Source organism: bacterium (assembly GCA_040754625.1).
In the GTDB taxonomy this organism is placed as follows: Bacteria; JACRDZ01; JAQUKH01; order JAQUKH01; family JAQUKH01; genus JAQUKH01.
On the sequence record JBFMCF010000119.1, the window covers coordinates 1 to 11,582 of the forward strand.

Consider the following 11,582-nt stretch of genomic DNA (forward strand, 5'->3'; position numbering starts at 1 on the left):
AACAGGCTGCGCAATCCCGCCCAAAATTATTTCTTCCCTAAAAGAAAACGTAGTGCCTACGTCTGCCTGAAATCAGCTAATTACTTATCAAATAAAGAAATTTATTTTCGAGGTGTCAAAGTTCTGGCAAGAATAGATTACGAAGGATAATAAAGAATATTATTTTGCAAACGAAATAAAATGATTAAACGGTTTATTTCCTTATATTACAAGCCTTTATCATTTCTCTTTGAAGATGTTTCTTTAATACTTCCTTTTGGCGATTGATAGAAACTTCTGTGTATATTTGAGTTGTCGCTACCGAAGTATGACCCAGGATTTCCTGCACTGAGCGCAAGTCAGCTCCATTTTCCACAAGCATCGTCGCCATAGTATGCCTTAACGAATGCGGGGACAATTTTTTATCAATCCCGGCCTTTTTAAGGTACTCTTTAAATACCATTTCAACATACCTTGGGGATATTCTTTTATTGAATTTATTGATAAAAACCGCGTTATTTTTAGGCTGGCGCTCATTTCTGACAAAAAGGTACGCGTCAATAGCCTTATTTGTGGCTTCATGGTCAAAACTTATCATCCTTTCTTTAGCGCCTTTGCCAAAAACACGGATTATTTTTTCTGACATATCAAGATTATCCATATCCAGGTTGCATAATTCGCTTATTCTCACTCCTGTAGCGAAAAAAAGCTCTAAAATCGCACGGTTCCTTATGCACGCGAAAATTTTTACCTCTTTTGTCTTTTGATCCATTTTGCCGGAAGGGGTATTATTTATGATTTCTCTTTCCGTGTCCGGGATTTTTAGAAGCGCTTCAATTTCCTGTATTGAAAGGACTTTTGGCAGCCGTTTAGGGATTTTAAACGTTTTATGTATCTTTTTCATAGGGGATTTTAAAATAATCTCGCTTTCCTCAAGAAAAGAGTAAAAGGACCTTAGGCAGGCTATTCTTCGTTTTATTGAGGTAGCCTTAAGTTTTTTTTCGCTCAAAAATTGAAGAAAGGCTCTTATGATGTCAGCATCAACTGATTTTATTTCTATTTTTTGGTTTATCAGCCAATCATTAAAGATTTTCAAATCTTTTTTATATGCTTTTATTGTTTCAAGGGACGCATTTCTTTCGATAACTAAATAATTTAAAAACTTTGATATTTCGTTGATTTCCTGCATATTAACATGTTTTCCACACCCATGTTCGGGTAATTTTTTCATTACTTCGGGTAACAATGATTACCCGAAGTAAGCTGAAAGATAAATTTTGATTAATATATCGAATGTTTTGGCTGGAAATATTAGATATTTTCTTCTTTTAATACGCAGATTGAAGGAAGATTCCTGTATTTGCCTTTATAATCAAGTCCATACCCAATTACATATTTATCCGGGATAGCAAAGCCCTTGTACTTGATATCAACTTTATATTTTTTCTTATTTTGTTTATATAGCAACACACAAATATTTAACGTGGCGGGATTAAAGGTTAATAAATGATGCTTCACGTATTTCAATGTCAGTCCGGTATCGCAAATATCATCGACTATTATTACGTGTTTTCCTTTTATATCATCTGTTATATCTTTAAGAATTTTTATTTCACCGGTTGAAGCCAGTCCATCGTAGCTTACAACCGATATAAAATCATAAGTTACAGGAACAATAATAAACCTGCTAATATCCATCATAAACATTGTAGCGCCCTTGAGTATACCGATTAATAAAATATGTTTATCCCTGTAATCAAGTGAAATTTCCAATGCCAGTTCTTTTATCCTTTCATGCAGTTCTTTTTCATTAATCAGGATGTTCGTTTTATAATCTATATAATCTTTATATATATTTTCCATAATCATTTTTAAACTTAAACTGTCAGGACAATGTTCCCTTTATCTGAATAACCAGCAGAATCCCTTCAATAAATGTTATTTCAGCTTTATTTTCTGTTATTATATTGCTTATACCTCTTGACTTATTCATAAAAAGAGTTTCTTTATTTAATTTGTATTTTAATCCCTTTGTCACAATCCCATTCACTTTTTGGCTTAAAGGGATAAGGGACAGCGATCTGCCGTATTTTTTCTGGAGTATAATTTTTCTTTTTACAGCAGAAACGCGGGTAAAACTATTTACGAATAAGGTGTGCCTTATTCCTTTTTCCGCAAGGTTTTTCAAAAGAAAAATATTGTTAATGCTATGGTCAATCCTTAAAAGGCTTGTCATCCCGAAAAGAATAATATCAGATGGATTATTGTCTAAAGCAAAATCCAGCGCGAGTTCCGAGTCGGTTTTATTTTTTTCTTTGGAAAATTTCAGAATATTTGCCGTTTTACGATTCCGGGGAAAGTTATTAATGGAATCCATGTCCCCGATTATGTAGTCGGGCCGTATTGATATTTTTTTTGCATAATCCGCTCCCCCGTCGACGGCTATTATTATATCGTTTTTTTTGATTGTTTTTCTTAAAATATAAAAATTATCAATCTCGCCATTTCCTATTATTATAAAACGGGTCATTTTTTTCTAAATCGGACAGGGATAATTCCCCATTGGTTTTCCTGTGAAACATTTGAAGGCAAGGGGTCAAAAGTCCATTTACGAAGATAATTAATCGCTGTCTTTTCAAGATACGCGTCGCCTTTTTTTTCCGGGACCACGTCAAACACCTGTCCAAGCGGCGTTACCCAGAATTTCAGCATTATTGTAACTTCCTTATCAACCTCAGGATTAGGCTTCTCTTTAGGCTTGCTCCGGACCCCCCTTTTTCCTATTGTCCCGCCAAAATCAAAGCTGTTTTCCTCTCCTTCATCATCCCCGGACGACATTGAAAAAGGGTTTAATTTATCTCCCTGACCGGTTCCTGCAAAAAGCTCGCCTTCCCCTTTTTGTCCTGCCTCAAAATCCAGTGACCCTTTTAATGAAAGATTCTCGGAAGAATATGACATTTTTCTGTCCTCGGGAAAAAATGATGTTCCTTTGCTCGCGGTTATTTTACTGTTTTTATTGTCCAAAATATCCAGTCTGGAGAAATCTTTTTTTTCAATATTTTTTAAAGAATCAATCGGTGTGCCTTTTCTGTTTATTTGGTTTAATCCCGGGGAAATATTTGAAGCCGACCGTCTTGAAGCCGTTATCTCTTTCATAATATCGGGTTTCTTCCCCTTTGCATATAACACATTTGTTTTTACCGGTTCTAGAACTGCAAATTCAACCGGCGTAAAATTTACTATTGGAACATATTTCACCGTTTGCGGCAGGTAATACAAAGGCAGTGACAATATTATAAGATGGATCAATATTGAAATTAAAAAGGAATTATTCAAATCAAGATAATAGGTTGCTTTATTCATTTTTCACCTTGCGTTCGGTGGCAATCACGATCCTGTTCAAACCGTTTGATTTAGCGATATCCATAACATTTACAACTGTTCCGTGAAATACTTTTTTATCGGCTTTTATAATTAATAATTTTTCATGAAGGTTCCCTATTTTTTTAAGTTTTTCAGGAAGATTATTTAAAGTTACAAGATCACGATTCAGGTAAATCACCCCGTTTTTATTAATAGATATTACTAAATCCCTTATTGGCTGAATCTCTTTGACACTTGTTGTGGGCAAAGTTATTTTTATGCCGGTTTGAATGATAAACGTTGTTGAAACCATAAAAAATAACACAAGCTGTAAAACAACATCAACCAAAGGTGTAACATTCAATTGTGCATCTATTTTTCTTTTTTTTCTGTTAAACATTTTCTTCTCCGGACCTGCCCGCGGCGGGTAGGAAATTAATATACAAGTAATTTCAATATGTCAGATGATTCTTTCTCCATTTCCAGCGCGAGATTATCAGCGGCGTTTATTAAATAATGGTTCGCGATCAAACACGGGATACCAATGAATAACCCTGCGGCTGTTGTTATTAAGGCCTCAGAGATTCCGCCGGCTAATCCGGGCGAGTAAACCAGTCCCTGTTGAGCAATAACACTAAAGGCCCTTATCATACCCGTGACCGTTCCAAGAAGCCCAAGCAGCGGTTCAATAGTCGCGATTATTCCCAGGACATTAAGATATTGTTCAAGTTTCGGGAGTTCATAATTGCCCGCTTCCACAATGGCTGTTTTCACAGCGTCTTTTCCATCCTTAATGCTCATAAGCCCTGCGAGTATAATATTTGCAAGGTGTTCATTTTTATTCTTTTTGCATAAATCAATTGCAGCATTAATGTCCTTGTTATTTATTAACCTTTTTACCTGCACGCTGAATTCCATGGTAAATTTTTTTACTCTTATAAAATATATTATTCTCTCAATCAGGATAGTCAGGGCTATAACAGAACCCGCTATTATAGGAATCATTACGATTCCGCCTTTTACAATTAAAGTATACATGCTAATCTCCTTTTTTAAATTATACACCTAAAAACTGTATTTACATCCTAATAATATTTTTGTCTGTTCGCCGGGATAATGCTTTATAATTTCATATTTTTTGTTCAGTATGTTTCCGGCTTTCGCGTAAAATAAAAGTTTCTCGGACACGGATTTTTCAAGCAGGCATCCAAGCAAAAAATATCCTCCCAGTTTCTCATTGGTTTCCTTATCATAATAGCTTTCCCCGTAATACTTGCCGTCTATTGACAATATGTACAGCGGGTTACGGTATTTAATTAAAACGCTGATACTGTTATACTGGCGAGGCACAGTCTGGTTATTATTTTCATTTCTTGACGACAGCAATTTACCGTAAAGCTTTGCAGTTATATCTGAGGTAAATTTTCTTATTAAAGAAACCTGCGCCCCGTCTCTTTGAACGCTTTTAATATTGACCGGTATCCATAAACCGTCGGGATTATTGTCGTCTTCATCAAAAACAACAAAATTTTCAATCCAATCATGAAAAATTTTCGCGTTTATCAGGAGGTCCTTGCTGAATTTCATATATGCATTGGAATATAACTGCCAGTAGTTGATTCTCTTAAGAGGCGCGGGGTTAACCTGTGAAAAATTATTCTGCCCGTATAAATCGTAAAATTCAACTTTTTTATTCTGTCTTTTTAAACCCGCTTCGAAATTTGTAATATTGCTGTGCCTGTAATAATACCTCAGACTGGGATTTAGAAATAATTTTCCATCCCCTTCACGGCTTACTCCCGCGCCCAATTTCGCCTGGCTTTTTTCATTTAAATGTATGCCCCTGTTTTCCATGTAAAAGGAATAAAACGAATAGTCATAATTGTTTTCCAGTTTATTCTCTTCAACCTCTCCTGTAAATATATACTGCCCGTTATTTTTTATAAAATCATAGATAATTTTCAGGTTAAGCGATTCATTTTTCAGGGTGGCCCCTTCTTTTAAGTTCGTATTTTCGCCTTTTAAAATAAAATATAAATTTTTACTGATTTTCACACCGAAATTCAGCCCGAAATCATCGCATCTTCTTGTCGATCCGGAAACAGGGGCATTAATCCCTCCCGGCAAATCAAATTTATTTGAATTTACTTTCATCATAAAATCAATTTTTTCTGCGAATAACTCTCCCGCGAACATATTATAATCAAAATCGCTGTCTGACCTTGTCCTGTTTCCTGTTTTTTTGTCAAATTCCAGGAAGTAATTAAATTTTCCGGTATTTCTGCCGTGATTAATTCCGAAATTTATACTTTTGAAATTCCCTAAGGAAAAATCCAGATTTGATCTGGAACCCCTTCTTTTTTGAGCCCGTATAATATTTTCTTCCCTTTCTCTTAATAATATGTCAGGTATTATTTTTTCATAGGATGATTTTTTAAGCCCATACTTTTCCTCCACCCGGATTTCTTCCTTGCCTTCGCTTTTTTTCTTCTCTTTTTCGCTTCCCATTATAATTTCCTCAGGAAGTTTAAAAACAGGGTTATCTTTTTCTTCTTCACAATACACAATAATATTCCCGGTAAATATTATTGATAATAATATTAATAAAATATTTAATTTAATTCTGTTTTTTTTCAGCATTTTCTTGTTTAACCAATGTTTCCAGCTTTTCCCTGCTCTGTTCAGCCCATTGACTTTTTGGGGATTCCTTGACTATCGCCCTGTATAAAGACAAAGCGTCATTTTTTCGCCTGCTAAACTCATATAATTCTGCTTTTCTGAACATTGCCTCATACAATACATCCCCTTTCGCCTTTTTTATAACCTGGTCCAGGTGGTCAAAAGCCGCTCTATCATTATTTTCTTCATGATAGATCAATGCCTCATGAATAAAAGATTTGTATCTATTTTCTAAAACCGATGTTTTTGAACTGGTATATTTTTGAAAATAGATATGCGCCATTTTCCATTCCCTCAATTCCTCATAAATCAGCCCCAAATTGAAAAACACATTGTCCACAAGCTGTGATTTTGGATATTTTTCAATTAAAACAAGATATGCGTCACGGGCTTCTTTTAATTTGCCGGTGCTTTGCAGAGTAACCCCTATTTTATATTGTGATTCTGAAGAAAACTCGGATTCAGGATAGTCCGTTACAATTTTTCCAAAAATTTTAAGCGCGTTTGACAATTGGTTTATCGAATAATAACTGTTTCCTATCCAGAACATGGCGTTCACTTTCAGGTTATGTTCAGGAAAATTTTCTAAAATAGACTCCCACATTTCAATTGCTTTCTGATATTTTTTCTGATTATAAAAATATTCTCCAAGCTTAAACTTTATTTCAGGAAGAAACTGGCTCCTGGGATATTTTTTTGCGAAGCTGTCCGCTAAATTAATCATTTTCCCCGTCTGCTCAAGCTGGTAATAGACCCATATTTGCGCGTATAAGGCGTCATCGGCAAAATCGCTTTCAGGGTAGGCCGCCACAACTTTATTATAAGATTCCAGCGCCTTTTTATAATCTTTGAGGTTATAAAAACAGTCTCCGATACGGTAATACGCCTCAGGCACAAAACTGCTTTTTGGATACCTTTTTATCAATACCTGCCACTCGTTAACGGCCTGCAGGTATATTTCCTTCCGGAAATAACCCCACCCGATCCAGAATTGGGAGTTTTCTTTCCATGGTTCATTATTTATTCTGCGCCATATATTAATGGCGTCCGTGAACCTATCCTGGATGAAAGAAACGGTCCCAAGCTGGTATAACGCTTTATCTTTCAGAACAGACTTCGGGAATTCCTTAATTATCTGTTCATAAAATTGGACCGCCTTAGCGAAATTCTTTTCATTAAAATAAGTCTCTCCTATTTGAAACACAATGTCCGGTTTTAATTTGTTATCCTGCAAAATTTCTAAAAGCTTATTTAATTCCGCCCTGCTTTCCTTATATTTTTCCTGCCTGAAATAACTCCACGCGATCCCGTAGAAGCTCGCGTCAACCAAAACATGTTTAGGCCATTTCTTAATAACATTTTCATAACGGCTGACTGCTTCATTATATTTTTTCTGGTTATATAAACTCTCCGCTGTCCAGAACTCGGCATCGGCGCTTAAATCCGGCGGAGGGACTTTGCCGGTAAGTTTATTAAAATATGATATTGCTTTTTCATAGTCCTTTAATTGAAAAAACGAGCGGCCTGTTTTTAAAATTGATTTGTCATTTAAATCCCCGCCCGCGTATTTGTCCTGAACGACCCTATACGCTTTTACAGCTTCATTATAGTCCCTGAACTGGTAATTATTTTCACCAAGCATAAACCATGAAGCCCCTGAGAATTCACTGTTTGGATAATTTTCGACAAGCTTTTTATACTGGGATATGCTTTTTTTATAATCGTTTAAGATATAATACGCGTAACCGGAAGCGGAAAGCGAATTTTCAACCCATTCGCTTTTGGGGTGTTTATTAATTACCTCAAGGTAGTAATTTACTGCCTGCGGGAAATCTTCCAGGTTATAATAAATACCCCCCGTCCAGAACAAAGCCGCCGGAACAAGTTCACTTTCCGGCCGTTCTTTGACCAGGTCCTTCCATATAGTTAAGGCCTCATTATATTTTTTTACTTTAAAATAAGTCCACCCTGTCCCGTATTTCGCTTTTTCGTAAAATGACCCGTTACTGAAGCGGCTTGTAATATTCTGGTATTTTTCTCTCGCTTTTTCATAATCCTTCATTAAATAATATGATTCTCCAAGCCAGAAATATGCCTGCTCTTCCATTGCTCCTTTTGGGTATTTAGTAATATATTTTTCAAATTCAAGCGCTGAATTTTTATAATCTCCCCCTTTAAATGAACTTTCCGCAAGGTAATACTGGGATGATTCGATTACTTCGCTTCCCGGGTATTTTGACATCACGGTTTTAAAAGAATCGGCGCTTTTCTGATATTCGCCCTTGTTGAGCCATATCCATCCAAGGGAATACTGCGTAAAAGCCGAATATTTGTCCTGCGGGTAAAGCTCCAGAAAGCGAAGGTAAGATTTTTCCGCTTCATCAAATTTCTTCTGCTGGAAAAGACATTCCCCTATCCAATACTGGGCCTGCGGGGCGGATGCGCTTTGAGGAAACTGCGTCATTACTTTTTGGAAATATATTTGCGCGTCAGGATAACGCTTCAGTCTGAAATGGCACTCCGCTATTCGAAAAACAAATTTATCAGCAATATTAGAATTAGGATAAATGCGGTACCCGTTTTCATATAATACAAGCGCCTCTTCATATTTTTCCATGTTAAACACATTTTCAGCCATGTAATACTGGGCTGAATCAGCCATTTTACCTTCAGGAAAGGAAGAAAGATACCTCTTAAACTGGTTATAAGACAAATCGAACAATTTGTTATTAAATGAATCTAATGCATTCTGATAAAGGTTTTCATCTTCAGAAGAAAAGCACGGCGATATTTCTATTAATAAGAAAACTAATATTAAAAATACAATCTTTTTCTTCATTAAGTAATCCTTATTTTTTAAATAATATTATAGAATTTACTTGAGAAATGTCAAGGCATCTTTGATTTATAAACAAAAAACCGCCATAAATATTTGTTGAAGAATAGTGCCCCGGCTAGTCCAATACAATACATCCAGAAATATATGCTATTTCTAAAGTCTTATTTAATATTCTCTCTATTAGAATATCGACTTTTCCGTCTGTTCCCTTAATATTATACATTTTCTAAATTAAATCAAAAACTATATTTTATCGAGGTATATCAAATATTTGATAAGGATAAATTAACTTTGGGTTTTTAATCTGGTCTTTATTAGCTTTATATATTCTTGGCCATTGATATGGATCTCCGTAAATCTTATCAAGACCGGCTATTTTCCATAAACAATCGCCCGGCGCAACCTCGTATTCAGTAGGCCAGCCCCCCCCGCCTATTATTCCTCTTGGTATATCAAAAATCTGGTCAGGATAAATCAAATCAGGATTTTTTATCTTATCCCGATTTGCCCAATATATCTTTTTCCATTTATATGGGTCACCATAAATTTTCTCCATCTTGGAAATATTCCAGAGGCAATCTCCTTTGATTACCTTATATTTTGCGGGTTTTTCCTTTAACTTTCTTATCTCTTCCTCAACAGTTTTAAGTTCATCAGTTTTAGAATAAATATCTTGTTCTGCTGAAGAAATATCCCTCTTTAACTGTTCAATTTCGTCCTGAATGTTTGCATATTCATCTAAAAATCTTTTTGTTTCATCCTGAAGTTTTTTAATAGCCTCTTCTAACACAGATTTAGCTTCATCAACTAATGCTTGGGATTGAACATCAGCAAAAACATTCACCTTAACTGTAAAAATGAAAATAAAAATAAATATAACAATTTTTATTTTTTTCATTTATTCTCCTTTTTAATTCCCGTTTTTATTTTTTCTGTTTTTGGTTCAATTAATAAATCTTTTTTAACTATTAGTTCCTTTAATTCCTTACTAATCACATCTATTTTTGCTTTTAATTTTGAAAGTTTTTCTTTTAAAGAATCCCTTTCTTCTCTGGCATCTTTTACTTTTCTTTCAGCATCATCTCTTTCTTTTTTTGCTTTATAATATCTGTCAATTAAGCTTAAAATCCCCGTTTCAGTTTTTTTTAATTTTGCTAATAATTGTTTTGAAATAACTTTTTCGTCTTCTCTATCAATAGAATCTATTTTATACTTTATTAAATCTATCTCTGCAGATAATAATTCCTTGGTATCTTCAATTACAATATTTATATCATTCTTCTTTAATGATTCTGTTAATCTGCTTTTAGCTTTTTCAAACCTTTTGTGTTTATCATCAAAATTTTTCTTTTTAAGCTCCGCTTCTTCTTTTGCATCATTAGCCAATTTGATAGCCTTAGAAGCTAATTCTTTAGCTAAAGGATAATTTCCTGCATCATAGTTGATTTGAGCTGTTTCTAATGACGCAATAGCATTCCCTGTCTTTTGCGGGGAATATTTCTCCGCTTCAACTTTTTTGGCATATTCAATTGCCTTTTTTGCATTTTCAATATTTATTGCTGCTTCCGAATTTTTCATAGCTAATTCAGCAGATGCAATAGCTGAATTTCCATATTTAATAGCTTTTAAATAATTGTCTTTAGCTTTTGCATATGACTTTTTATGCTGAATTACGCCTTCATTATAATATGCCTTCGCTAATTTTAAACTGGATATAGCATTATTTAAATTATCCAGTGAATATTTCTCCGCACCGTTTTCCCTTGCAATTTTTATTTTTTCCTCTGCATTTGAGATTATGTTTTCAGCCTGTGATTTATATCCATTCAATTCTGAAACCTGCTTTATATTCGGGGCGCAGTTTATTCCATAAAACAAAATACTTATTAAAAATAAAATCTCAATATTTTTTATTTTCATTTGATTTCTCCTATGTTAAAAGTCAATTATTTTCTACTCTGAAGACTTATTTTTTAAATAGCTTCAGCTAATTTGAATTTATTAAAATCATCGAACACCCAATTATTTTTAAGTGTGCGATAAATTATTGTAAGAAACTTTCTAGCTGTCGCGATAATCGCCTTACCGCTGCCTTTTTTAGCTTTTAGTCTAAAGTAAAAACCTCTTAAATATTGATTGTATTTTATTGCTATCAGCGTCGATTGTACCAATGCCGTCCTTGCTATTTTATTACCCATTTTCGTTATCTTTCCATAATGGCTCGTCTCGTTTGAAACATATACTCTCGGCACTATTCCAAGATAAGAGGCCAATTTTTTGTCATCTTTAAAATCATTTACATTACCAATAGTATTTAAAAGTATTGTTGCCGATATGTCTCCTATTCCTGTCATCGATGTCAAATTCTTATGCCCGGGGATATTCTTACCGCGTTCCGATATCTCTTTATTAATCTCATCTATCGATTTGTTCAGGTTTCGGATCTCTTCGACTATTATCTTTAATTCAAATTGGTACGAACGTTCAATTTTCATCGCTAAAACTTTTTCCAATCCTTTTTCTGAACCAAATATTTCTTTCTTCGTTACTATCCCATTGGCATTAAGAATATTATGTATCTTGTTTTTTAACGCGGTCCTTAATTTTATAAATTTATCTCTCGTTCCTATTAAACTGGATATCTGTGATTCTTCTCGGCTTCGCATTCTTACCTCCGGTATCAAATCTTTACTCAGGTATCTTGCTATTACCAGCGCATCAT

Annotated in this window: 11 protein-coding genes; all 11 read right to left on the reverse strand. The window is 34.5% G+C overall.

Going from position 1 to position 11,582, the window contains the following annotated elements; translation table 11 throughout:
• Positions 1 to 193 precede the first annotated feature (193 nt).
• Positions 194 to 1,168 (reverse strand): site-specific tyrosine recombinase/integron integrase, encoded by a 975-nt coding sequence (gene xerA, locus AB1498_11395; GenBank protein MEW6088894.1) that lies wholly within the window; start codon positions 1,166 to 1,168, stop codon positions 194 to 196.
• Between the two features lie 122 nt (positions 1,169 to 1,290).
• Positions 1,291 to 1,842, reverse strand: a complete 552-nt coding sequence (gene hpt, locus AB1498_11400; protein ID MEW6088895.1) for a hypoxanthine phosphoribosyltransferase — start codon at positions 1,840 to 1,842, stop codon at positions 1,291 to 1,293.
• Positions 1,843 to 1,864: 22 nt separating this feature from the next.
• Positions 1,865 to 2,509 (reverse strand): thiamine diphosphokinase, encoded by a 645-nt coding sequence (locus tag AB1498_11405; protein ID MEW6088896.1) that lies wholly within the window; start codon positions 2,507 to 2,509, stop codon positions 1,865 to 1,867.
• Entirely contained in the window at positions 2,506 to 3,342 is an 837-nt protein-coding gene (locus AB1498_11410; GenBank protein MEW6088897.1) for an energy transducer TonB, read from the reverse strand. Before AB1498_11410 ends, AB1498_11405 begins: the two co-directional genes overlap by 4 nt.
• Positions 3,335 to 3,742 (reverse strand): biopolymer transporter ExbD, encoded by a 408-nt coding sequence (locus AB1498_11415; GenBank protein MEW6088898.1) that lies wholly within the window; start codon positions 3,740 to 3,742, stop codon positions 3,335 to 3,337. The genes AB1498_11410 and AB1498_11415 overlap by 8 nt, the downstream gene beginning before the upstream one ends.
• 35 nt (positions 3,743 to 3,777) lie before the next feature.
• A complete protein-coding gene (locus tag AB1498_11420) occupies positions 3,778 to 4,380 on the reverse strand; it encodes a MotA/TolQ/ExbB proton channel family protein (GenBank protein ID MEW6088899.1) in 603 nt (200 codons plus the stop codon).
• Between the two features lie 27 nt (positions 4,381 to 4,407).
• Complete coding sequence (locus AB1498_11425; protein MEW6088900.1) at positions 4,408 to 5,982, reverse strand: TonB-dependent receptor; 1,575 nt, start codon at positions 5,980 to 5,982, stop codon at positions 4,408 to 4,410.
• Positions 5,960 to 8,860, reverse strand: coding sequence for a tetratricopeptide repeat protein (locus AB1498_11430; GenBank protein ID MEW6088901.1), 2,901 nt, complete (start codon positions 8,858 to 8,860; stop codon positions 5,960 to 5,962). The genes AB1498_11425 and AB1498_11430 overlap by 23 nt, the downstream gene beginning before the upstream one ends.
• Positions 8,861 to 9,110: 250 nt before the next feature.
• The gene (locus AB1498_11435) at positions 9,111 to 9,758 is read right to left on the reverse strand and encodes a LysM peptidoglycan-binding domain-containing protein (protein MEW6088902.1); all 648 of its coding nucleotides are present in this window, start codon (positions 9,756 to 9,758) and stop codon (positions 9,111 to 9,113) included.
• Entirely contained in the window at positions 9,755 to 10,780 is a 1,026-nt protein-coding gene (locus AB1498_11440; protein ID MEW6088903.1) for a hypothetical protein, read from the reverse strand. The genes AB1498_11435 and AB1498_11440 overlap by 4 nt, the downstream gene beginning before the upstream one ends.
• A 53-nt stretch (positions 10,781 to 10,833) precedes the next feature.
• On the reverse strand, positions 10,834 to 11,582 hold a 749-nt coding region (locus AB1498_11445), incomplete at its 5' end, for an IS110 family transposase (protein ID MEW6088904.1).

What these genes read in the sequence shown, in the direction of transcription:
- AB1498_11420 (MEW6088899.1), bottom strand. Translation starts at nt 4,380, where the DNA reads ATGTATACTTTAATTGTAAAAGGCGGAATCGTAATGATTCCTATAATA.
- hpt (MEW6088895.1), bottom strand. Translation starts at nt 1,842, where the DNA reads ATGGAAAATATATATAAAGATTATATAGATTATAAAACGAACATCCTG.
- AB1498_11410 (MEW6088897.1), bottom strand. Translation starts at nt 3,342, where the DNA reads ATGAATAAAGCAACCTATTATCTTGATTTGAATAATTCCTTTTTAATT.
- xerA (MEW6088894.1), bottom strand. Translation starts at nt 1,168, where the DNA reads ATGCAGGAAATCAACGAAATATCAAAGTTTTTAAATTATTTAGTTATC.
- AB1498_11425 (MEW6088900.1), bottom strand. Translation starts at nt 5,982, where the DNA reads ATGCTGAAAAAAAACAGAATTAAATTAAATATTTTATTAATATTATTA.
- AB1498_11430 (MEW6088901.1), bottom strand. Translation starts at nt 8,860, where the DNA reads ATGAAGAAAAAGATTGTATTTTTAATATTAGTTTTCTTATTAATAGAA.
- AB1498_11435 (MEW6088902.1), bottom strand. Translation starts at nt 9,758, where the DNA reads ATGAAAAAAATAAAAATTGTTATATTTATTTTTATTTTCATTTTTACA.
- AB1498_11440 (MEW6088903.1), bottom strand. Translation starts at nt 10,780, where the DNA reads ATGAAAATAAAAAATATTGAGATTTTATTTTTAATAAGTATTTTGTTT.
- AB1498_11405 (MEW6088896.1), bottom strand. Translation starts at nt 2,509, where the DNA reads ATGACCCGTTTTATAATAATAGGAAATGGCGAGATTGATAATTTTTAT.
- AB1498_11415 (MEW6088898.1), bottom strand. Translation starts at nt 3,742, where the DNA reads ATGTTTAACAGAAAAAAAAGAAAAATAGATGCACAATTGAATGTTACA.